This is a genomic window from Amycolatopsis sp. lyj-112 (assembly GCF_046549055.1).
GTDB lineage: Bacteria > Actinomycetota > Actinomycetes > Mycobacteriales > Pseudonocardiaceae > Amycolatopsis.
Map to the genome: position 1 here is coordinate 46,132 of NZ_JAJPWS010000012.1, position 21,233 is coordinate 67,364.

The following is a 21,233-nucleotide window of genomic DNA, read 5'->3' on the forward strand; positions in this document are numbered from 1 at the left end:
GGGCGGCCGTATAGGTCGTTATACGGTCAGGTTTTCGGGCGGTACCAGACCTCGGGGCGGCCGACCTGGCCGTAGCGGGGTTCGCGCTGGGCCAGGCCGTTGTCGGCGAGGTATTCGAGGTAGCGCCGCGCGGTGACGCGGGAGGCGCCGATCGCGGTCGCGGCGCCGCCGGCGGACAAGCCGTCGGCGGACGAGGCCAGCACCTCGGTGATGGCCTCCAGGGTCTGCACGCTCATGCCTTTCGGCAGCGAAGGCCGTTCCGTGGTGCGCAGGGTGCCGAGCGCCCGGTCGATCTCGGCCTGCCCGGTGACCTCCCCCGAAGTGCCGTGGAACTCCGCGTAGCGCTCGAGTTTCTCCCGCAGCGAGGCGAACGTGAACGGTTTCAGCAGGTACTGCACGACTCCGACCGACACGGCGGCCTTGACCAGCGCCAGATCACGCGCCGAGGTCACCGCGATGACGTCGATCGGCAGCCCGGCCGCCCGCAGCGACCGGCAGACCGCGAGCCCGTGCGTGTCCGGGAGGTAGAAGTCCAGCAGTACCAGGTCGACGGGCTCGCGTTCACAGAACCGCAACGCGTCACCGCCGGAATGCACAACACCGGAAACCGAGAACCCGGGCATGCGTTCGACGTACACCCGGTGGGCGTCGGCGGCCACGGGTTCGTCTTCGACGACCAGCACCTTGATCATCGCGTCGGCTCCTTCGGCGACTTCAGCGGCAAGCGCACGGTGAACACCGCGCCCTCGTCACGGCCGACGTCGATCGTCCCACCATGCCTCCGCACGGCCTGACCCACCAGCGCCAAGCCGAGCCCGTGGCCGTCCTCGGGTTTCGTGGACCAGCCGCGCCGGAAGACGTCCTCGACATCCTCCACCCCGGGGCCGGTGTCGGCGACCCGCAGCACCAGGTCCTCGGTGCCGGAACGGACGGTCACCTCGATGCCGGGCCGTCCCCCGCCGGCCGAATTCCCCACCGCCGCGTCGATCCCGTTGTCGATCAGGTTGCCGAGGATGGTCACCAGATCGCGGGGCGGGACGCCGGTGTCCGCGTCCTCCATGACGGTGTCGGGCGTGATGGTGAACTCGACGCCGCGCTCGCTCGCCTCCGCCGCCTTTCCCAGCAGCAGCGCCGCGAGTACCGGTTCGGCGACCGCGCCGACCACGCGGTCGGTGAGTTCCTGCGCCAGCGCGAGTTCGGCGGTGGCGAACTCGACGGCCTGTTCCGGGCGGCCGATCTCGACCAGGGAAACGACCGTGTGTAACCGGTTCGCCGCCTCGTGCGCCTGCGAACGCAACGCCTCCGCCAGCCCGCGCACCGTCGTCAGTTCACCGGTGAGCGCCTGCAGTTCGGTGTGGTCACGCAGGATGACCACCGTGCCCATCGTCTCGCCCCTCGACCGCACGGGCGCGGTGCTGACCACGAGCACCCTGGACTCGGTGAGGTGGAGTTCGTCGGTGCGTTCTTCGCCGGAGGAGAACGCTTCCACGAGGTCTTCGGGAATGTCCAGTGTGGACAGTTCCCGCCCGACGGCGTCGTCCTCGACGCCCAGCAGCGTGCGGGCGCCGTCGTTGCACAGCACCACGCGTCCGTCTGCCCCGATGAGCAGCAACCCTTCGCGCATGGAGTGCAGGACGGCTTCGTGGTACTCGAACAGGTTGCTCAGTTCCCCGGGCGCGATCCCCCTGGTCTGCCGCCGGAGCCGCGCGCTGACCAGATAGCTGCCGATCCCGCCGGCCAGCAGGACCGCGACCGCGATACCGATCAACGGCAAGAGTCGTTCCTGCAGTTCGGCGTCGATCGCCTCGACGGTGATCCCGACGGAGACCAGCGCGACCACCTGTCCCGCGGCGCCGTGCGTCGGGACCACTACGCGTTCCGACGGCCCCAGCGAGCCGGCGTAGGTCTCGACGACCCTGCCACCGCGCTGCGCCTCACCGATGTTGCCGATGAACGGCTGGCCGATCAGCTCCGGATTCGGATGGGTGAAGCGAATGCCGTTCGTGTCCATAATGGTCACGAAATCGACGCCGGTGTCCGCGCGGACACTCTGCGCGAACGGCTGCAGTGTCCGGCTGGGCTCCGATGTGGACAGTGCGGCCAGCACACCGGGGGCGTCGGCCACCGCCTCGGCGACCGCGATCACCTGGTCCCGCGCCCTGTCCCGGGTGGCGCGCACGGAGTCGAGGTAGGCGAACGCCAGCCCCGCGGCGACGAGCGCGGAGAGCACCACGAGCTGGAGGATCAGCAGCTGACGGGCCAGGCTGCCCTGCCTGGTCCTGGTCCGCGTCGTCGAGGGCATCCGCCCATACCAGCACACCGGCGTTTCGACCGCTCACCGCGCCCGCACGTAATTCTCCGGAAAGCCGTCGCGCGAACTCAATGAACACAACCGTGACCCAGCTCACCTGCGCGGGTGATAGTGACCCGCAACTCCCGAACACCCCCTGAGCTGGAGGCAAAGGTGCCTACAACGCCCGAAGCGGCGCCGCGTCGCCGCGACAAGATGCATTACCTGTACATGGCCGTCATCGCGGCGGTCGTCCTCGGTGTGATCGTCGGCTTCGCGGCCCCGGGACTCGCGAAGGAACTCAAGCCACTCGGCACGGGTTTCGTGAACCTGATCAAGATGATGATCTCCCCCATCATCTTCTGCACCATCGTGCTCGGCATCGGATCGGTGGCGAAGGCGGCGAAGGTCGGCAAGGTCGGGCTGTTGTCGCTCGGTTACTTCCTGATGATGTCGACGTTCGCGCTCGCGATCGGTCTCGTCGTCGGCAACCTCCTGCACCCGGGCGAGGGCCTGCACCTCGACCCGGCCGCCGCGGCGAAGGCGCACACGCAGGCCGAGGGCGGCGAAGGCTCCGTCGACTTCCTGCTCGGCATCATCCCCACGAGTTTCGGTTCCGCCTTCACCGAAGGCCAGGTGCTGCAGACGCTGCTCGTCGCGCTGCTGGCCGGTTTCGCCGTGCAGAAGCTCGGCACCAAGGGTGAGCCGATCCGGCGCGGTATCGAGCACATCCAGCGTCTCGTGTTCCGGATCCTCGCGATGATCATGTGGGCGGCCCCGGTGGGCGCGTTCGGCGCGATCGCCGCGGTGGTCGGGGAAACCGGCTGGGGCGCGCTGCGCAGCCTCGCCGTCATCATGATCGGCTTCTACCTGACCTGCCTGGTGTTCGTGTTCGGCGTGCTCGGCTCGGTCCTGTGGCTCGGCGCCCGGATCAACATCTTCACCCTGCTCCGCTATCTCGGCCGCGAGTTCCTGCTGATCCTGTCGACGTCGTCGTCCGAATCGGCCCTGCCGCGGCTGATCGCGAAGATGGAGCACCTCGGGGTTTCCAAGCCGGTCGTCGGCATCACGGTGCCCACCGGCTACTCGTTCAACCTCGACGGCACCGCGATCTACCTGACCATGGCGACGCTGTTCATCGCCACCGCGCAGGACCAGCCGCTGGCGCTCGGCGAGCAGATCTCCTTGCTGCTGTTCATGATCATCGCGTCGAAGGGCGCGGCGGGCGTCAGCGGCGCCGGGATCGCCACCCTCGCCGGTGGTCTCCAGTCGCACCGCCCGGAACTGGTCGACGGCGTCGGATTCATCCTCGGCATCGACCGCTTCATGTCGGAAGCCCGCGCGCTGACCAACTTCGCCGGCAACGCCGTCGCGACGGTGCTGGTCGGAACGTGGACCAAGGAGTTCGACCGCGAACGGGCCCACCAGGTCTTCAGCGGCCAGGCCCCGTTCGACGAATCCACTCTGATCGACGATCACGCCCCGCCCCCCGACGAGGACCGTGACGCCGATCGGGAGAAGGCCGGCGCGTCCGCTTAGCGCTCGGCGAAACGAAGAACCGCGGTGCGAGGTCCCCCGTCCTCGCACCGCGGTTCTTCGTTTCTGAGAAACTGCGGGCATGCCCGACGCCATCGACCAGTACGCGCGCAAGCGATATTCGAAGCTCCTGCACGGCAACTTCGCGGCGATGGCGGGCGGCCCCGAAGGTGAGGACTTCCTGCGCGACCTGGCCGAGGACGCCCGGCGGATCACCGACGACGAACTGGAAGCGCTGTTCGAGGCGGACTGGCGACCGCGGCTCACCGCGGCCTGGCTGATCGGCGCCGACCGCCGGACCGAGTGGCGCGAGCGCATCCGCGAACTGTTCCTGGAGAGCAAGCTGGTCTTCGCCGGGCAGGGCTACTGTTTCGCGCTGGCCCGGTTCGGCACCCTCGCCGACGCCGAGATCCTCGTGTCCTATCTGGACCGGTACCTCGCCCAGCCGACACTGCGTTACGACCAGCAATGGGCGCTCGCGGCACTGCATCATCTCGACGCCGACCTCAGGACCGCGTACACATCGCGCTACCTGAGGCCGTGTGGTCTCTGGGAAAGCTGGTCGGCGGCGAACAGCACGGACCTGCCGTTCCACAAGATGTGGTTCGACCTGCTCTGCTCCCACGTCCAGCGGGCCGTGCACGCGGCGGACGTCAGGCGCTGACCCTGTCGTCGTAAACGACCCGGGACGCCGCGATCGAGTCGCGGTGGCGCTCCGCCCAGCTCAGCAGCCCGCTCAGCGAGGCGTACAACTCCTTGGCCATCGCGGTGGCCTCGTACTCCACCTTCGGCGGCACCGTCGGGTACACGGTGCGGATCAGCAGCCCGTCGCGTTCGAGGTTCCGCAAGGTCAGCGTCAGCATCCGGCGGCTGATGCCCTCGACCGAGCGCTCCAGTTCGGTGAACCGCACCGGACCCCGCGTGGCCTCCAGCAGGATGCCGATCGCCCACTTGCCGCTGATCCGGTTGATCACCTCGAGCACGGTGCACGCCTCGAGTTTTTCCGGGTCCACCACGCTGGCCAGCGTGGTCACATCAGTGTTCCCCTGGGACATCAAAGTGCCTCCTTCCGGCGCGGAACATAGTCACACATGATGAGCGCTGTAACAAGTGATGCACCAAGGCATCACCAGGGAAAAGACTCCACTGAATTCCTGAAGGGGTACCTCCATGCCGGAAACAGCCCGCTCCCGCGCTCTCGCCCTCGCCGTCCTGTGCGCCGTCTCGCTGATGGTCGTCCTCGACGGCTCGATCGTCGCCGTCGCGCTGCCCGCGATCCAGAACGACCTCGGCTTCACCTCGTCCACGCTGGCCTGGGTGGTCAACGCCTACCTGATCGCCTTCGCCGGGCTGCTGCTGTTGTCCGGCAGGCTGGGCGACCTGATCGGCCGAAAACGGGTCTTCCTGGCCGGGCTCAGCGTGTTCACCCTCGCCTCGCTGCTGTGCGGGATCGCGCAGGATCAGACCCAGCTCGTCGTGTTCCGCTTCCTGCAGGGCGCGGGCGGCGCACTCGCCTCGGCCGTCGTGCTCGGCATGATCACCACGCTGTTCCCGGAACCGCGGGCACGGGCGAAGGCCATCGGTGTCTACAGCTTCACCCAGGCCGCGGGCGCTTCGATCGGGCTCATCGCGGGCGGCACGCTCACCCAGCTGCTCGACTGGCACTGGACCTTCTACATCAACCTGCCGATCGGCGCGGTCGCACTGGTGATGGCCGTCCGCCTGCTGGCCGACGAGCGCGGCGCGGGCCCGCGCGGCGGCACCGACATCACCGGCGCCGGGCTGGTCACCGGCGGGCTGATGCTGCTGGTCTACACGATCGTCAAGGCCGAGGAATACACCTGGGGCGACGCCCGCACGATCGGGCTGCTCGCGGTGTCGCTGCTGCTGCTCGCCGGTTTCGTGCTCCGGCAGGCGAAGGCACGCGAACCGTGCTGCCGCTGCGGATCTTCCGGTCCCGGGCGGTGTCCGGGGCGAACACGGTGATGGTCCTGATGGTCGCCGGGCTGTTCGGCTTCCAGTTCATCACCGCGCTCTACCTGCAGCGGGTGCTCTCCCTCGACGCGCTCAGCACCGGGTTCGCGTTCCTGCCCGCCCCGGTCTCGATCGCGGTGATGTCGCTGGTGTTCGCCGAGAAACTGAACCACCGCTTCGGGGCGCGGACGGTGCTCGTCGCCGGGCTCTCACTGGTCGCGCTGGCACTCGGCCTCCTCGCCACGGTCGAGGCGAACGGGAACTACGCGACGGACGTCCTGCCCGCGCTCGTCCTGATGGGCATCGGGTTCGGCGCGGCGATGCCCGCGCTGATGGGGCAGGCGATGTCCGGATCCGATCCCGCCGACGCCGGCGTCGCCTCCGGGCTGATCAACACCACCCAGCAGATCGGCGCCGCCGTCGGTACCGCGGTCCTCGCGACCGCCGCCGCGTCCCGCACCGGTTCGTTGCTGGCCGAAGGAACGGCGATGCCCGAGGCGCTGGCCGGTGGCTACCGGACCGCGTACGCGCTGAGCGCGGGACTGCTCGCTCTCGCCGTCCTCGTCGCCGCTGTCGTCTTGCGTGGCCGCAAGGAGACGCCTCAGGCGGTGATCGTCGCGTAGGCCCATTCGGAGAACTCGACGCCGAGGCGTACCTCGGCGTCGCCTCCGGGTGTCCAGACCCCGCTGCCCCCGAACGCGGCCATCCCGCCGGTCTTGCCGGTGTACTGGGAAAGCACGACCCACATCCCGCAGCCGGCCGCGACGCCGACCTGATCGAGCAGCCGATCTTCCTGGCCTTCGGAAAAGAGCGCGCTGAGCACGTAGACCTCGGCACCGGCTTCGGCGAGTTCCTTGGGGTGCGCGGGGTTGGCGGCGTCGAGACAGACCGCGAGACCGAGCCGCCAGCCGTGGACGTCGATGATCACCTGGCGCTCACCGGTGTCGAAGAGTTCTTCTTCGCTGTTGTGCAGATTCCGTTTCGCATAGGTGGCAACGGTTTCGCCGTCGGGACCGACGACGAGCGTGCCGATGTACCGGCGCCCGGCCTCCAAGAGCGGAAGCCCGACGACCGCGTGGATCCCGCCGGCCCGGCAGGCCTCCCTGAGCGGTTCGAGACGCGGATCGTCCTCGGCGAGCCAGAGGCCGGGGTCGGCGGCGAGCGCGTCGAACTCCAGGCCGGTCAAGGAAAGTTCGGGGAAGACACCGAGATCGGCGCCCTCGGCGCCCGCGATCCGGATGAGCCGGGCGTGCTCGGCGATGTTCGCGGAAAGATCCGCGGTGAACGGCTGGACAGTGGCGACCCGCAACGGCCGCTTGGGTTCCATGGCCGGAAGCTTAAGCGCTGGGCGCGACCAGATAACTCCGCAGACCCTGTTGCCCTCGTCGCATCATCAGCGCGTGATTGACCCGGAACAGCGGCCACGCGACCCGATCGAGCTTGCGCAGCAACGGTTTCCTGGCCTCGACCTCTTGGGTGATCTCCAGGCGCGTCCCGTCGCCGTCCGGGCTCAGCTCGCCGTCCAAAGTGCCCTCGAGATCACCGCTGAGCCGGACCCGCACGTGCCCCGTTCCCTCGTCCGCCTGGTCACGGTGCATCCGCAGCTTCAGCGCATACGGCAGCCTCGACCGGCAGACGAGTTCGGCGGTGTCGTCGTCGACCTGGCTGACCGAACGGACGTCGCGCCACCACAACGGATACGCGGCGAGGTCGACGACGGCGTCGAAGACCGACTTGGGCGAAGCGGGCAGCACCCACGTGTCGCGGAAGCGGTACCAACCGCCACCGCCTCCGCGACCCGAGGGATTCACCGTCACACCTGCGCCGACACCAGGTTCCGGCCGTCCATGGTCACGACGTCGACCGAGGCCACATCGTTGGGAGCGACCAGGGCCGAACCGTCGATACCGGTGCCTTCGCGTTCACCCTTCTGCGAAACCAGCCAGCTGCCCGCGTTGACCCGCTCACCGCTCTTGGTCACCACGATGAGCTGGCACTTCTCACCTTCGCGGACGCCTTCCGCCTTGGCGTGCAGCCGCACCCAGCCCGCCGCCGGAATGACCCGGACCGCCAGCTGCGCCCCGCTCTCCCGGTTGGTCGCCGCGAGATCGACGGTGCCCGGAACCGGTGTCGTCACCGTCGGCACCGGAAGAGCCACCGTCGACGGCTCGGGCGAGGTCTGCCGTCCGACCAGGACACCTCCGCCGACCGCCACGACGACCAGCACCGCGGCCGCGGCCACGGCGAGGAACCGCCGCGGTTTCTGCTCCTGGGCGCCCTCTTCGTCGCGGACCTGGCGCAGCGTGCGCTGCAGCAGCAGGTCGCCGCCGTCGGGAGGCCCTTCGAGGAAGGCTTCCGGCGGCACCTCGTCGAAGTGGTACCGCAGTTCCGCCAGCTCCCGCACCTCACGACGGCACGCGGGGCAGGCCGCCAGATGCGCCTCGAAGGTGGCCGCCTCCCTCGGGTCGAGCCCGCCCAGGACGTAGGCGGCGAGCTGGCCTTGGTCGTGTCCCACCGCACTCATCGCGCTACCTCCTTCCCGGTTCCCGACATCACGGCTCTGAGCGCCCGTAACGCGTAATAAGATCTCGACTTAACGGTACCCGGGGCGACGCCCAGGGATCTCGCCGCTTCGGCCACCGTGCGGCCCCGGTAGTAGATCTCCACCAGAACATCACGATGTTCCGCGGACAGGCCGTCCATCGCCCCGAGCACGGCCATGGAATCCACGACACCCTGCGCGTGGTCTTTCGACACCGCGGGTGTCGGCGCGCCGTCTTCGGGCTCCGCCACTTCCGGCGGCCTCGCCGCCCTGGCGCGCGCCCGGTCGGTGATGATGTTGCGGGCCACCGTGAGCAGCCAGCCCCGCACCGATCCCTTCGCGTCGTTCTCCAGGTCCTCGGCGTGCTTCCAGGCGCGGACCAGTGTCTCCTGCACGACGTCCTCCGCGGCCGCGCGATCCCCGGTCAGCCTTGTCGCGTACGCCAGCAGGCTCCTGCCGTGTTCGGCGTACAAGTGCCGGACCAGGTCCTCGCCCTTGGCCTTTTTGGGCCGCCAGCCTCCGATCGCCACTCGTGTCCTCCCGACGGTCTTCTGGGTCGGCGAGGACAGTACTGCAACCCGCAGGGGCAAGGTGGATCGCTCGGCGCGTGCCGCGATCGAACTGTGCATCGGCACCGGCCTCTCCTCGGTTTTCCATGGCCGCCTCCTCTTGCTCCCCACACGGGCGACGGCGTCTCACGGTTCAACCGGGTTTTCCGCGGGCCTTGTCGATCACCCGGCGCGCTCGTATGCTGACGCCTCCGGATTCCGCCGCCGCCTGATTCCCGGGAGGGTCGAGGCGTGCCAAGGAGACTCGCGGCCGCACTGGCCGCGGTGCTGGTGTTCGCGGCCGGTTGTGCCGAGAAGCCCGGTTTCACCGCGACGCTGTCGGATCCGGTGAACGTGGACCTGAGCTGGCCCGACGACGATCCGGACGTCGCGGGGAGGATCGTCGAGTACACGACCGATCCGAACGGCGAGTACACGATCCTGCAGTTCGTGCCGCCGAGGCAGACGACCTACCGGCATCCGGATCTGATCCCGGAAACCCGGTTCTACTACCGGATCCGGCCGTTCTACGGTCAGGTTTCCGCGGCGATCACGGTCTCCGGGCCTTCCGTGCCCGGCGTTTCCGGGCCGGCGGTGCCCCTGCGCGGTGGCGACTCGAACGCGGCTCCGGCGGGATTCCGGGCGGAGCCCGCCGAGGAGGAGATGGTGCGGTTCAGCTGGGCCGACCGCTCCAGCGACGAGGACGGTTTCCTCGTGGAGATCAAGAAACCCGGCGCGGCCGAATTCCTGCCGATCGAGGTCTCCGACGCGGGGACGACGTCGGCCGGGCTCGCGACGATGCCGGGCGAGGAGGGCTCTTCGTACCGGCTGCGTGCCTTCTACTACGGGCCCGCGTCACCGGTGCTGGACCGAACGACGGGGAAGGCCGCGGAGTAGGTCCCGGACGCTATGAACGACTCGTTACTTGCAAATTTTGCAAGTAACGAGTCGTTCATAGCATTTTCAGAGACTCAGGCGAGGACGTGCTTCAGGAACTCTCCGGTGTAGCTCTCGCCCACCGTGGAGACCTCCTCGGGAGTGCCTTCGGCGATGACCGTGCCACCGCCGGAGCCGCCCTCGGGACCCATGTCGATGACCCAGTCCGAGGTCTTGATGACGTCGAGGTTGTGCTCGATGACGATCACCGTGTTGCCCTTGTCCACCAGCCCGTTGATCACGCCGATCAGCTTGCTGATGTCCTCGAAGTGCAGACCGGTCGTCGGCTCGTCGAGGATGTAGACCGTCTTGCCGGTGGACCGCTTCTGCAGTTCGCTGGCGAGCTTGACGCGCTGCGCCTCGCCGCCCGAGAGCGTCGGCGCGGGCTGCCCGAGCCGGACGTAGCCGAGGCCGACGTCGACGAGCGTGGCCAGGTGCCGGTGGATCGCCTTGATCGGCTCGAAGAACTCGGCCGCCTCTTCGATCGGCATGTTCAGCACGTCGGAGACGGTCTTGCCCTTGTAATGGACCTCGAGGGTCTCCCGGTTGTACCGGTCGCCCTTGCAGACCTCGCACGGGACGTAGACGTCCGGCAGGAAGTTCATCTCGATCTTGATAGTGCCGTCACCGGCGCAGGCCTCGCACCGGCCGCCCTTGACGTTGAAGGAGAACCGGCCCTGCTGGTAGCCGCGCACCTTCGCCTCGGTGGTCGCGGCGAACAGCTTGCGCACGTGGTCCCAGACACCGGTGTAGGTCGCCGGGTTGGACCGCGGGGTGCGGCCGATCGGCGACTGGTCGACGCGGACCAGCTTGTCCACGGCAGCGAGGCCGTTCACGCGGGTGTGCCGCCCCGGAACCTGGCGCGCGCCGTTGAGCTTGTTCGCCAGCACCGTCGCGAGGATGTCGTTGACCAGCGTGGACTTCCCGGAGCCGGAGACGCCGGTGACCGACACCAGGCAGCCGAGCGGGAACGACACGTCGAGACCACGCAGGTTGTGCTCACGCGCGCCGACGACGGTCAGCTGCCGCTTCTTGTCGATCGGCCGCCGGATCAGCGGGACCTCGATCTTGCTGCGGCCCGAAAGGTACGCGCCGGTGATCGATTCCTTGTTGCGCAGGAGCTTCTTGTACGGTCCACTGTGGACGATGTGGCCGCCGTGCTCGCCGGCGCCGGGGCCGATGTCGACGACCCAGTCGCTGGAGCGGATGGTGTCCTCGTCGTGCTCGACGACGATCAGCGTGTTGCCGAGGTCACGCAGCCGGACCAGCGTCTCGATCAGCCGGTGGTTGTCCCGCTGGTGCAGCCCGATCGAAGGCTCGTCCAGCACGTACAGCACGCCGACCAGACCGGAGCCGATCTGCGTGGCGAGCCGGATGCGCTGCGCCTCGCCACCGGACAGCGTCCCGGAGGCGCGGTCGAGCGAGAGGTAGTTGAGCCCGACGTCGAGCAGGAAGCGCAGCCGCGCCTGGATCTCCTTGAGCACCGCGCCGGCGATCACCGTCTCGCGCTTGCCGAGCTCCAGCTCGTCGAGGAACTGCGACGCCTCCGCGATCGAGAGGGCGCAGACCTCGGCGATCGAGCGGTCACCCTGGGTCTTGTGCTCCAGGGTGACGGCGAGGATCTCCGGCTTGAGCCGCGTGCCCTGGCAGGCCGGGCACGGGACCTCGCGCATGTAGCCCTCGTACCGCTCGCGCATGTACTCGGACTCTGTCTGCTCCTGGCGCCGTTCGAGGAACGGGATGACGCCCTCGAAGGCCGCATAGTACGAACGCTGACGCCCGTAGCGGTTCTTGTAGCGGACGTGGACCTGCTCGTCGACGCCGTGCAGGACGGCTTTCTGGACCTTCGCCGGCAGCCTGCGCCACGGGGTGTCCATTCGGAAACCGACGGTCTCCGAAAGCGACTCGAGCAGGCGGATGAAGTAGTCCGCGCTCTGGCCGCCCGCCCAGGGCGCGATGGCGCCCTCACCGAGCGACATCTCGTCGTCCGGGACCACCAGTTCCGGGTCGACCTCCTTGCGGACGCCGATACCGGAGCACACGGGGCAGGCGCCGTAGGGCGCGTTGAACGAGAACGACCGCGGTTCGAGGTCCTCGATCGCCAGCGGGTGGCCGTTGGGGCAGGCGAGGTTCTCGGAGAAGCCGCGGATGCGGTGCGCGTCGTTCTCCGGCAGGTCGACGAACTCCAGCTCGATCAGGCCGTCGGCCAGCCGGAGCGCCGTCTCGACCGAGTCGGTGAGCCGCTGCCGTGAGCTCGTCTTCACCGAGAGCCTGTCGATGATGACGGCGATCTGGTGCTTTTCCTGCTTCTTCAGCTTCGGCGGGTCGGTGAGCGGGTGGACCGTCCCGTCCACCACGACACGCGCGTAGCCCTGCTGCTGCAGGTTCTCGAAGAGGTCGAGGTACTCCCCCTTGCGCCCGCGCACGACCGGCGCGAGCACCTGGAAGCGAGTGCCCTCTTCCATGGCGAGCACCTGGTCGACGATCTGCTGCGGGGTCTGCTTGCTGATCGCCTCGCCGCACTGCGGGCAGTGCGCCTTGCCGGCGCGGGCGTAGAGCAGACGCAGGTAGTCGTAGACCTCGGTGATGGTGCCCACGGTCGAACGCGGGTTGCGCGAGGTGGACTTCTGGTCGATCGACACCGCGGGCGAAAGCCCCTCGATGAAGTCGACGTCCGGCTTGTCCATCTGGCCGAGGAACTGGCGCGCGTAGGCCGACAGCGACTCGACGTAACGGCGCTGCCCCTCGGCGAAGATGGTGTCGAAGGCGAGGCTCGACTTTCCGGACCCGGACAGACCGGTGAACACGATCAGGCTGTCGCGGGGCAGGTCGAGATCCACGCCGCGGAGATTGTGCTCGCGAGCGCCGCGAACAACGAGGCGATCAGCCACGCCAGGTCCCTTCAGGTTTCATTCTCAGCTGCGGTCGCCGGCCCGGTGGAGAGCTGCACGGGCGGCCGCCACCATGCTACGAGGCACCACCGACAGAAACTGGATCCGAGTCCTTGACCTGCGGTTTTCCGGGTTTTTCGGAGCGATCCCGGCGGGCGGTGAGCCGGCGATGGACCGGCCGTTCCACTCCCGCGGTGATCGCCCAGCCGCCCAGTACGGCGGCGGCCAGCACGAGAGGGAGCCGCAACCAGCCGGGGACGCCGGCGTTCAGCAGGGCACGGGCCAGGATGTAGCCCAGTTCCTGGTGCACCAGATAAAGACCATACGAGATGCCCGCGAGCCAGGTGACAGCCGGGGCGATCCGGGTGAGTCCGGGGAACCGCCAGTCCGGCCCGCGCGCGGCGAGGCACACCAGTAGCACCATGATCGCGAACCCGATGGTCGACGGCCAGCGTTCGGGGTCGTTGGGCAGCGCCTGGTGGAACGGGAAGACCTGCAGGTCCTGCGCGGTGGCGGCAGCGGCGAGGAAGAGAGCGAGATGCCAGTTCGCCAGCCGCCGCTTCGACCACAGCCAGATCGCGATGCCGATGGCGAAGACGTGCACGCGGTGCAGGCCCAGGCCGTAGAAGAAGGTCTCGACGAGTCTGGGCGTGGTGACCGGGTCGAAGACGACGAACCGGAGGATCACCGGGACGACGACCATCGCCCAGAGCAGTCCGACGGTGAGCCGGTGGGTGCGCCATCGCCGAGGCCACAGCAGGGCGGCCGCGGTGAAGGCCATCAGCTGGACCGGCAGCGTCCAGTAGGCGCCGTCGAGGTAGTAGAAGGCCTCGTAGCGCCAGCCCCACTCCTGGACCATGCCCAGGTTGGCGAGCAGGTCGGCCCCGGTCGGGACGTACCAGGGCGACGGGTCGGCCGGCGGTCCCTGGGGGACGCCGAACAGGAATCCGCCGATCCCGGGCGGGAACGGCAGGCCGCTGAACCGGATCGTCGCGTACCTGGCGACGACGTAGGTGACGGCCACGGCCACGAGGTATGCGGGAACGAGGCGGGCGATCCGGCTCCACAGCCAGCGACCGGGGTCACCTTTGCGCAGGCTCGCGCAGGCGAAGAAGGCGGAGATCACCAGAAGGATGGCCGCACCGAACTGAGCCGTGACCCGGAAGGGATAGCCGACCAATTCCGGGTGCAAAAGAGCACCCTGATGGGTGATATGCCCCAGGATGACCGCGAGGACCGCGACGACTCGGAGGAGGTCCCAGCTGATGCGGCGTGGGCTGCGCTTTCCGGGGTCGGGCACGGGTGTCCTGGGGTTCGGCCGGCGGGGCGACGCGAGCCTACGGGCCACCCCTGTGTGTCGCCTGTGCGGGTGGAACCGATTGCAGGCGAACGACTACCGTGTGCGCTGTGAACATCGTCGAGTCCTACACCGGTCATGTCGAGCCCGGCGGTGACGCCGCCCGCCGCACCCTGGACGCGCTCACCATCACGAAGCTGTCGGTCGGTCCGATGGACAACAACGCGTATCTGCTCGTCTGCCGCGCCGACAACGAGGCGCTGCTGATCGACGCCGCGAGTGATCCGGAACGGATCTCCGACCTCATCGGCCACGGCCCCGAGCGCCCCGCGCTGAAGACCGTCGTGACCACCCACCAGCACCCCGATCACTGGCAGGCCCTCGGCGCGGTCGCCGGCGCGAACGGTTCCAACACCGCCGCCCATCCGCTGGACGCCGAACCGCTGCCGATCCCGCCGGACTTCCTGGTCGAGCACGGCGACACGGTCAAGGTCGGGCAGATCACCCTCGAGGTGATCCACCTGCGCGGCCACACCCCCGGTTCGATCGCCCTGCTCTACCGCGACCCGGCCGGGCACCCGCACCTGTTCACCGGCGACTCGCTGTTCCCCGGCGGCGTCGGCAAGACGAACTCGCCGGAAGAGTTCAAGACGCTGGTCGACGACGTCTCGTCGCGAATCTTTGACGAGCTGCCGGATGAGACCTGGTTCTACCCGGGTCACGGGGACGACTCGACGCTGGGTGAGCAGCGGGCGCATGTCGCGGAGTGGCGCGAACGCGGTTGGTGAGCTTCAGGTGTTTCGGACCGGGGCTGTCTACCAGGTAGACGGCGGACGACTCTGGAGCCACCCCTACGCAGTCGGATCGTGAATCCAGCAGACCTCGCCGGTCTCCGGCATTGACCTCAGGGCTCGAACCTCATTCGCGAACCGAGCGAGAACCTCGTCCTTCGTGCCCAGCCAAGGCACGAATCCGGGGTCCCCCTCCACCAGATCTCCCGGAACCGCACCCCGGTCGATCAGGTCACTGATCACGGCCAGCAGCGCCGACGTCATCTCGTCGAAGGTCGCGCCCTTGCCCGCACGCGTTCCAGCGATGCCACCCACGACCGAGAGACCGACCCAGTCTTCCTGCGCATAGTTGAGCAGGTACTCCAGATCCTCTTCATAGGACGTATCCATTAGCGGCCTCCGTCAGTGACGTGGAACCTCTTGACCGTCACAGTCAGCCACATGTGCGGCCAACCGCTCAGTCGTCGAGAACACGACCATCCTCTGCCCACGCCCGCCGAGGTCAGAAACCAGTAGTGCGGGCTCCGCGGGTCTGTGCGTACACGCTTGCATGAGCGAAGGCGTGCATGAAGTCAGCCCGCCCGTGAAGATCAACGGGCAGGGCAATAGCCCCTCCCCCGCGTTCAGCGCGGGGGAGGGGCCATCACTCACTTCAGTCAGCAGGGGTGCGAGTACCAGGCGTTGTTGACGTCCGCGGCGCCGCCGAGGTCGACGGTGCCGCGCTGCCGGACCTGCTTGTACTGGTTGGGGCTGTCCTCGTAGTCGACGACGATCCAGATGCAGCTGTCCCCGCAGTGGGTGTACCAAGCGGTGGAGAACGTCTCCCAGTACCCGCAAGGATCTGCGGCAGCGGACTGCGCGCCGACGACGGAAGACGCCGTTTCCGACGGCGCGGCGACGGCGGAAGCGCCGGTGAGAACCAGGCCTGCGACCGCTGAAGCGGCAATCACGGAAGCTTTCAAGAAGCGCATGTCGACCCCATTTCTTGACAATGGCTGATTGCGGATTCGGTAAGCGAGAATTGCGCTCACCGTAAAAGGCAAGGGACGCCCGCAGGACAGGAACCGGACCCGATGCGTCATGGCCCGGACTGTTCGTTGGCACGCTTAAGAAAGCGGGTATTTCACCCGCTCATATGGACAGACTTCAACCCGAAGGCGAAAATAGTGTCGAAATCCTCTTGTTACCCCTAGCCCCAGTGTGCCACCGAGTTCTTGATGACATCTCACAGCTTTGCGGCCCACGTGGTTGATGAGTATCCGCCAATCGGGTGAACCCCCGATGCGGCCACAAAAGGGAGGTTCAGCTACCACTTACTTGCTGCTCACCGATAGCCATGCCTGTGCGACAGTCATTTCCGAATACGAAACCAGACCTGCCGCTTGACATGTCGAGCAGAACCACAACCGAACTCCGACTTAGTTTCCAAACGTCACGTACCATACTCACCCCCGAGGGGGATCCAGGCCACTGGCAGACGACGTCGCTTCCCAATCTTCGATGAGCCGGACGAGCGCTACCAATGAGATTCAAGGCGTTTGAGACAGGGCTGCCCAGGTCGACGGCGGCCCGCTCTGAACCGAGGCGTACTGGCCACCTCGACTGACAACACTCTGAGTAATGTCACCATCACCCACAGGTTGCTGCCTACCACCTGACCAGCGGACAGCTTTTGTCGCGACGGTGCTCGATACTGAGAAGTTCGAACTAGATCGCCGTCCAATGGGAGGGAGGCGGATGCACACTGTTCGCCCGCTGGTGGCCGTCAAAAGCAAGCTCGGCGAACTAAATGCCCTTGGCAACCTGCGATCGCGAAATGACGCACAAGTTCGCGTCATGGTCGAGTTGCTCGATTCCGTGCACCCCAGCGGCAGGGTCCTGCCCGCCCTTTGCCGAGCCGCGGTGCGTCTCGCGGAATTCGATCGAACCTTGTGACTGGACACGACCTGGCTTACGTCCGCCAGCCCGCTCGCACGGCAAGCTGGAGGGGTCTTCGAGTACCTGGACAACATTATCGAGTCCGCGGTGACAAGCGAAATCGGACTTTTCGCGCCGAACCTCCCCGGGCTGATCCCCGTCATCAGTGCCGACGCGTCGAACGACGAACTGCGTCGAGTGCGACTCTTGATCGAACACAAAGAGCGGGACATCGCCATTCGAATCCGCCGCTCTGGCCAGCCCGCAGAGGAACTGGACGAGCGGATCCGCTCTGTAATGCGACTGACCGGCGCCGCGCCGGGGCGAGTCCACGCGGTGGTCGACGCGGAATTCGTCGAAACCGTTCGCGCACATGACGTGGCCGCGGTAACCAGCGCCGCCGTGACGGTGTCGAACCTGCTCGGCCCCGAGGCGATAACACTACTGGCCGGCTCGATCCCGGCGATTCGTACCAACTACGCGACAATTCTGCGCGATCGCCCCGAAGTCACCCTCTGGGAAGAGGTGCGTCAGTCTGGCGCAGAGGGAATCAACTACGGCGACTACGGCGTGACACATCCAAAGCCGCCTCAGTCCGGCGGAAACGCGCGAACCCCTTCCCCGTACCTCTGCTATACGGTGCCGCGGCGAACAGTGATCCTGCGCCGCAAGAAGGAAAAAGACGACGCCGCCGCAGAGTTGTTCGCCGATCTGGCCGAGGAGCTGGTCAAGAGAAACGACTTCGCCGGACCCGACTACTCGTGGGGCGACCGCGAGTTGACGCGGTGCCAGCTTACCGGCAAGCAATCCGCCGGGTCGGTGCCTCGCTGGGTCGCCATGGCCACCTCGCATCATCTCGAACACGTGTCCCGCAGAACCGCAGACGATCTCTGACTCGGGCTTTGCACCGCAACCGAAACAGCCAACCTACCGCAAGCCCTCATTACGCAAAGACACGGGTCATCACCAAGAGTCAGGATGCCCTCTGTAGCTTCTTCGCTACATTCTCATATCAGCGAAGGAGACCTTGATGGCCATTGGACGTTCCGAGCCGACGCACGCCCGAGCGTTCCACGGGGACGACGGCAAGGGCAGCGGCGGCGGAAACACCGGGAACTGAGCGAATCGGCCCCTCGCCCAGAAACTGAGCCACATCGGTTCGATGTGGCCCAGTTCCTCTTCACTGCTGCGGCCATCGAAACGCGATGCCATAGTCCTCTCGCGGCCGGCAGGGCCTCAAAAAAGTATGCTGCACCGAGCCTTGCCGGATTTCGAGTAGATGACGATCTCCGGCGGGCGGCCGGATCAGCCGTTCGTAGTCGGTCTGTTCCGCGTACCACCAGCAAGCGTCGGGTACATCGTCCTCGAAGTTGATCCGAATCGTCAGGCCACTCTTCGGCTCGCCGTCTTCGCCGAAGGTACCCGGCGCGATGCCATGGTGATCGACATCCACATTGATCCAGAACCGTTTCTCGTCGAGATCGTCTTCCAGCGCCTCTGAGATGAATCTATGACGGTCGCCTTTGCTCAGCACTTTCGGAAATCTCAGGCCCACCATGATCGGATCTCCCGGATGCCTACCCGCCGATGTCTCGACTCGGCACCCCCACATTGCGTTGATGGGAATGGGCGCCAATTCGTCGGTCCACCCCGTCAGCGCTCGAGCCAGGTAGGATTCGACCCCGTCTTCGCGTGCGATGATGTGGCGCTCCGTCATCCGACGGGAGGCGACCCTCCGCTTCATCATGACCGTAACGATCATGAAATCAACGAACACCGGCTGCGCTCCCTCGGAGGGAGCCCTCTGACTGGGAATCGCGACCGGCACCGTAGAACTTGCTTCGCCTTCAAGCCCGACCGCCGCGACTCGCCCGAGTTCTTCGTATGCCGGCCATGATTCACCATCCTGACCGAGCTCTTCGAGACGTTGCCAGAGACAGGGAGCCAGCCTCTTCAAAGCCGCGCTCCAAGCCTTGTCCATGGGCGTCGTGGTGACAGGAACCGGATTCCCGAACACCTTCGATGTGCTTCTCAGCTGTCCGAACCGTCGACCGAGCGTCGCTTCCCACTTCACGAAGCTCCCCCGTTCCGGCTGCAGCCGAAAGGCCGCGATCAGGACATTCCGGCGACGCGACCCTCCGACTGACCCGATCTTTCCGATCTCGTCGAGAAGCAGGCCCCACAAGGCCAGCGCCCTCGACTCGGACGTTGCCGAGAGCATTGACGCGGTCTTTCCGACCATGCAATCGAGCACGTCCGCGGCTTCGCTCGAAGGATCTTCGATCCCATAGCGCAAGGAGTCGAGAACGTCGCAGTCCTTGCGCTTGGCGAGCCAGCGCAGCGCAGCCTCGACTGCCTTCGTCGAATCCGCCCCTTCGACACGCTCCCCCTCAATCTGAATGCTCAAGACACCCCTCCGCCATGATCCAATTCCCGACAAAGATCGACAATCCTCGACGAAGCGAAGCAACCTTCGGCAGCCGGAGGACTCGCTCTGACGACAAGAAACACCTCCCGACCACGAAAGATCAGATTCGGCACAGGTTCACGCCCGTCGCCGAGGGTTACGGTGTTCTAGTACACCACACAGGGAGGGCCTCGTTAAATGCCCAAGGACGCATCCGGCAACGCGGAAAAATCGGCGTCTCACCGTAAAGATCCAGACGAAACCCTCAGGGTGATCAAAGCGTGCCTGGCCGGCGTGGGTGCCCTTTACTTGATCAGCAATTCCGTCATCGTGACCCTTCTCGGCGCAGCCACGGCAGTCACCCTGACATTCATGTGCCGTCTTGCCCGGTAGAGCGGCTCACGACTCGCCGTAACGTTCCAGCACCGCCCCGCGACGATCACCGCGATGCCGCAGTACGAGTACGGCTCCTACCCCGCGGTCGCCATCGGCGGCCACCTGTTGGCGCCCGGAGACTTCCGCCCCCAGCCGGTGCACCAGAGCTACGGCGGGATCGGCGAACCGGCCTGGCTTCCCCCCAAGGTCCGAGTCGTCACCCCCGGCGACGGTTCCGCCCAGTCGATCCGCCGGGCGGTCTGGTCGTTCTGGAGCGTCCCGTACCGGCATCAGCGCGGAAGGCACTGGCCGAACGACCTCTGTCACGCGTTCTCCTGGATCCTGTCCTTCCGGCTCGCCTCGCAACTCTTCGAGACGACGGCCTTGGTGACCGACGACCAGGGCTACGAACTGCTCATAGAGCGACTTCGCCTGCCTTTCGACGAGGTCACGCTGACGCTGAACACCATCGCCGGCCAGGATCCGGCGTGGTGGATGCTCGGGAAACTGCATGCCTACCGCGAGCAGGAAGTGCCGTTCCTCCACATCGACAGCGACGTGTTCCTGTGGCCCGGTTTCGCGGCCGAGGACCTTTCCGGTGAGATCGTGGCGCAGAATCCGGAGCACGCGCCGATTTCCGACGAGGGTTACTACCGGCCGACCGCCGTCGCCACGGCGATCCGGGACACCGGCGGATTCCTGCCACCGGAGCTCGGCGGCTACGTCGACGGCGGCGGAGATGCCGCCCTGTGCACCGGAATCGTCGGAGGCACGGCCGTTCCCCTGATCCGGCACTACGCCGATCTCGCGATCCGGCTGATCGAGTCGGCCGAAAATCAAGAAGCTTGGCGGCGGCTTGCTCCGCTCGAAGACTTCAACCTGGTCATCGAACAGTACCTTCTCGGCGCAGTGTGCTGGGGAGGCGACAAAGTCGACGTACAGTGTGTTTTCGCTTCACAGCAAGACACTTTCAGCGAGGAGCGCGCTCGCGAGCGGCGGTTCACACACCTCATCGCGTCTGCGAAGAGCGATTCCCGTTACCTGCAGTGGCTCGCTGCTCGCGTGCACAAGGATTTCCCTGCCGACTACGAGAACGCGATCGGTAACGGTTGAGATGTCACAGCGAAACAGGACACAACCGGCGAGCCGCTGAAAGCGTCTTCCCGGCAGTCCACCATCCAGCAGGAGGTCATCGCCATGACCAGAACCTTGCGGCGCGCCTTGAGTGCGCTCGCCGCCGTGACACTGATGCTGACCGGAACCCTCGCCGCCGCACCCGCTTCCGTTGCGGCCCAGACGATCCCCTTGATGACGGGGATCCGCACCGGCCAGAACCCCGGCTTCGACCGGATCGTGCTCGACCTGACGGCCGGCCCCGCCCCGGCCGTCCGCTACGACCTCGTCGACGAACTGATCGCCGACGGATCGGGTGAGATCGTCTGGCTGACCGGTGAGTACTTCATCGCCGTCACCGCGACTCCGGCGGCGGCGCACAACGACGCGGGCAACCCGACCTACCCCGGTCCGCGGAAGTTCCGGACCCGGAACCTGCAGAACGTCATGGCGGTCGCGGTCACCGGCGACTTCGAAGGCACCTTGTCCATCGGCCTCGGCGTCCGGTCCAGGACGCCGGTCACCGTGTTCACGTTGACCGCACCTAACCGGGTGGTCATCGACATCCGGCATTGATCACGAGCGGGAATCCGTTAAGGCTTTTCTCCGAGCGCAC

At 66.8% G+C, this 21,233-nt stretch carries 20 protein-coding genes and 1 pseudogene; 9 read left to right on the plus strand and 12 right to left on the minus strand.

Features of this window, described 5'->3' with window-relative positions:
• Nucleotides 1-26: 26 nt before the first annotated feature.
• Nucleotides 27-692 (minus strand): response regulator, encoded by a 666-nt coding sequence (locus ACLJRL_RS31420; protein WP_410659952.1) that lies wholly within the window; start codon nt 690-692, stop codon nt 27-29.
• The gene (locus tag ACLJRL_RS31425) at nt 689-2,302 is read right to left on the minus strand and encodes an ATP-binding protein (RefSeq protein ID WP_410659953.1); all 1,614 of its coding nucleotides are present in this window, start codon (nt 2,300-2,302) and stop codon (nt 689-691) included. The genes ACLJRL_RS31420 and ACLJRL_RS31425 overlap by 4 nt, the downstream gene beginning before the upstream one ends.
• A 204-nt stretch (nt 2,303-2,506) precedes the next feature.
• Here ACLJRL_RS31425 and ACLJRL_RS31430 point away from each other — a divergent pair, with 204 nt between their 5' ends.
• Both ACLJRL_RS31430 and ACLJRL_RS31435 read left to right on the plus strand, forming a co-directional pair.
• Nucleotides 2,507-3,829 (plus strand): cation:dicarboxylate symporter family transporter, encoded by a 1,323-nt coding sequence (locus ACLJRL_RS31430; protein WP_410660123.1) that lies wholly within the window; start codon nt 2,507-2,509, stop codon nt 3,827-3,829.
• Nucleotides 3,830-3,908: 79 nt separating this feature from the next.
• A complete protein-coding gene (locus ACLJRL_RS31435) occupies nt 3,909-4,490 on the plus strand; it encodes a DUF6000 family protein (RefSeq protein WP_410659954.1) in 582 nt (193 codons plus the stop codon).
• On the opposite strand, the gene ACLJRL_RS31440 is transcribed toward ACLJRL_RS31435, so the two are convergent.
• Entirely contained in the window at nt 4,480-4,881 is a 402-nt protein-coding gene (locus tag ACLJRL_RS31440; RefSeq protein ID WP_410659955.1) for a winged helix-turn-helix transcriptional regulator, read from the minus strand. The two genes, ACLJRL_RS31435 and ACLJRL_RS31440, sit on opposite strands and share 11 nt — an antisense overlap.
• Nucleotides 4,882-4,996: 115 nt before the next feature.
• On the opposite strand from ACLJRL_RS31440, the pseudogene ACLJRL_RS31445 reads away from it, so the two are divergent.
• Nucleotides 4,997-6,423: pseudogene (locus ACLJRL_RS31445) on the plus strand (MFS transporter).
• Here ACLJRL_RS31445 and ACLJRL_RS31450 read toward each other — a convergent pair.
• From ACLJRL_RS31450 to ACLJRL_RS31465, 4 genes are read right to left on the minus strand one after another with little or no spacing between them, the layout of a single operon-like run.
• Entirely contained in the window at nt 6,402-7,127 is a 726-nt protein-coding gene (locus tag ACLJRL_RS31450) for a carbon-nitrogen hydrolase family protein (protein ID WP_410659956.1), read from the minus strand. The pseudogene ACLJRL_RS31445 and the gene ACLJRL_RS31450 sit on opposite strands and share 22 nt — an antisense overlap.
• Before the next feature lie 10 nt (nt 7,128-7,137).
• Nucleotides 7,138-7,611: an SRPBCC family protein gene (locus tag ACLJRL_RS31455; protein ID WP_410659957.1), complete on the minus strand. Its 474-nt coding sequence runs from the start codon at nt 7,609-7,611 to the stop codon at nt 7,138-7,140.
• Between the two features lie 2 nt (nt 7,612-7,613).
• Entirely contained in the window at nt 7,614-8,324 is a 711-nt protein-coding gene (locus ACLJRL_RS31460; RefSeq protein WP_410659958.1) for an anti-sigma factor family protein, read from the minus strand.
• Entirely contained in the window at nt 8,321-8,872 is a 552-nt protein-coding gene (locus tag ACLJRL_RS31465; RefSeq protein WP_410660124.1) for a sigma-70 family RNA polymerase sigma factor, read from the minus strand. The genes ACLJRL_RS31460 and ACLJRL_RS31465 overlap by 4 nt, the downstream gene beginning before the upstream one ends.
• A 270-nt stretch (nt 8,873-9,142) precedes the next feature.
• Between ACLJRL_RS31465 and ACLJRL_RS31470 the strand changes: the two genes are divergently transcribed.
• Entirely contained in the window at nt 9,143-9,787 is a 645-nt protein-coding gene (locus tag ACLJRL_RS31470) for a fibronectin type III domain-containing protein (protein WP_410659959.1), read from the plus strand.
• A 74-nt stretch (nt 9,788-9,861) separates the two neighbouring features.
• Here the strand turns inward: ACLJRL_RS31470 and uvrA are convergent, their stop codons facing one another.
• Together uvrA and ACLJRL_RS31480 are read right to left on the minus strand one after the other, a co-directional pair.
• A complete protein-coding gene (gene uvrA, locus ACLJRL_RS31475) occupies nt 9,862-12,717 on the minus strand; it encodes an excinuclease ABC subunit UvrA (RefSeq protein ID WP_410659960.1) in 2,856 nt (951 codons plus the stop codon).
• 76 nt (nt 12,718-12,793) lie between these two features.
• On the minus strand, nt 12,794-14,017 hold the full coding sequence (locus ACLJRL_RS31480; protein WP_410659961.1) for an acyltransferase family protein: 1,224 nt from the start codon (nt 14,015-14,017) through the stop codon (nt 12,794-12,796).
• 107 nt (nt 14,018-14,124) lie between these two features.
• On the opposite strand from ACLJRL_RS31480, the gene ACLJRL_RS31485 reads away from it, so the two are divergent.
• Nucleotides 14,125-14,802, plus strand: coding sequence for an MBL fold metallo-hydrolase (locus tag ACLJRL_RS31485; protein ID WP_410659962.1), 678 nt, complete (start codon nt 14,125-14,127; stop codon nt 14,800-14,802).
• 63 nt (nt 14,803-14,865) lie between these two features.
• Here ACLJRL_RS31485 and ACLJRL_RS31490 read toward each other — a convergent pair whose 3' ends face one another.
• Together ACLJRL_RS31490 and ACLJRL_RS31495 are read right to left on the minus strand one after the other, a co-directional pair.
• Nucleotides 14,866-15,195 carry a hypothetical protein gene (locus tag ACLJRL_RS31490; protein ID WP_410659963.1) on the minus strand — a complete coding sequence of 110 codons (330 nt, stop codon included), beginning with the start codon at nt 15,193-15,195 and terminating at the stop codon, nt 14,866-14,868.
• 266 nt (nt 15,196-15,461) lie between these two features.
• Nucleotides 15,462-15,755 (minus strand): DUF6355 family natural product biosynthesis protein, encoded by a 294-nt coding sequence (locus tag ACLJRL_RS31495; protein WP_410659964.1) that lies wholly within the window; start codon nt 15,753-15,755, stop codon nt 15,462-15,464.
• 1,051 nt (nt 15,756-16,806) lie between these two features.
• Here ACLJRL_RS31495 and ACLJRL_RS31500 point away from each other — a divergent pair.
• On the plus strand, nt 16,807-17,616 hold the full coding sequence (locus tag ACLJRL_RS31500) for a beta family protein (protein WP_410660125.1): 810 nt from the start codon (nt 16,807-16,809) through the stop codon (nt 17,614-17,616).
• 286 nt (nt 17,617-17,902) lie between these two features.
• On the opposite strand, the gene ACLJRL_RS31505 is transcribed toward ACLJRL_RS31500, so the two are convergent.
• The gene (locus tag ACLJRL_RS31505) at nt 17,903-19,129 is read right to left on the minus strand and encodes a hypothetical protein (protein WP_410659965.1); all 1,227 of its coding nucleotides are present in this window, start codon (nt 19,127-19,129) and stop codon (nt 17,903-17,905) included.
• A gap of 198 nt (nt 19,130-19,327) precedes the next feature.
• Between ACLJRL_RS31505 and ACLJRL_RS31510 the strand changes: the two genes are divergently transcribed.
• The 3 genes from ACLJRL_RS31510 to ACLJRL_RS31520 all read left to right on the plus strand — a co-directional run bounded on the left by ACLJRL_RS31510 (nt 19,328) and on the right by ACLJRL_RS31520 (nt 21,193).
• The gene (locus tag ACLJRL_RS31510) at nt 19,328-19,522 is read left to right on the plus strand and encodes a hypothetical protein (RefSeq protein ID WP_410659966.1); all 195 of its coding nucleotides are present in this window, start codon (nt 19,328-19,330) and stop codon (nt 19,520-19,522) included.
• 54 nt (nt 19,523-19,576) lie between these two features.
• Nucleotides 19,577-20,617 (plus strand): DUF6734 family protein, encoded by a 1,041-nt coding sequence (locus ACLJRL_RS31515; protein ID WP_410659967.1) that lies wholly within the window; start codon nt 19,577-19,579, stop codon nt 20,615-20,617.
• An 84-nt stretch (nt 20,618-20,701) separates the two neighbouring features.
• A complete protein-coding gene (locus tag ACLJRL_RS31520) occupies nt 20,702-21,193 on the plus strand; it encodes a hypothetical protein (protein ID WP_410659968.1) in 492 nt (163 codons plus the stop codon).
• Nucleotides 21,194-21,233 lie beyond the last annotated feature (40 nt).

Coding starts and splice junctions, on each gene's coding strand:
- ACLJRL_RS31520 (WP_410659968.1), top strand. CDS start 20,702: ATGACCAGAACCTTGCGGCGCGCCTTGAGTGCGCTCGCCGCCGTGACA.
- ACLJRL_RS31515 (WP_410659967.1), top strand. CDS start 19,577: ATGCCGCAGTACGAGTACGGCTCCTACCCCGCGGTCGCCATCGGCGGC.
- ACLJRL_RS31425 (WP_410659953.1), bottom strand. CDS start 2,302: ATGCCCTCGACGACGCGGACCAGGACCAGGCAGGGCAGCCTGGCCCGT.
- ACLJRL_RS31450 (WP_410659956.1), bottom strand. CDS start 7,127: ATGGAACCCAAGCGGCCGTTGCGGGTCGCCACTGTCCAGCCGTTCACC.
- ACLJRL_RS31435 (WP_410659954.1), top strand. CDS start 3,909: ATGCCCGACGCCATCGACCAGTACGCGCGCAAGCGATATTCGAAGCTC.
- ACLJRL_RS31460 (WP_410659958.1), bottom strand. CDS start 8,324: ATGAGTGCGGTGGGACACGACCAAGGCCAGCTCGCCGCCTACGTCCTG.
- ACLJRL_RS31430 (WP_410660123.1), top strand. CDS start 2,507: ATGCATTACCTGTACATGGCCGTCATCGCGGCGGTCGTCCTCGGTGTG.
- ACLJRL_RS31420 (WP_410659952.1), bottom strand. CDS start 692: ATGATCAAGGTGCTGGTCGTCGAAGACGAACCCGTGGCCGCCGACGCC.
- ACLJRL_RS31510 (WP_410659966.1), top strand. CDS start 19,328: ATGCCCAAGGACGCATCCGGCAACGCGGAAAAATCGGCGTCTCACCGT.
- ACLJRL_RS31490 (WP_410659963.1), bottom strand. CDS start 15,195: ATGGATACGTCCTATGAAGAGGATCTGGAGTACCTGCTCAACTATGCG.
- ACLJRL_RS31440 (WP_410659955.1), bottom strand. CDS start 4,881: ATGTCCCAGGGGAACACTGATGTGACCACGCTGGCCAGCGTGGTGGAC.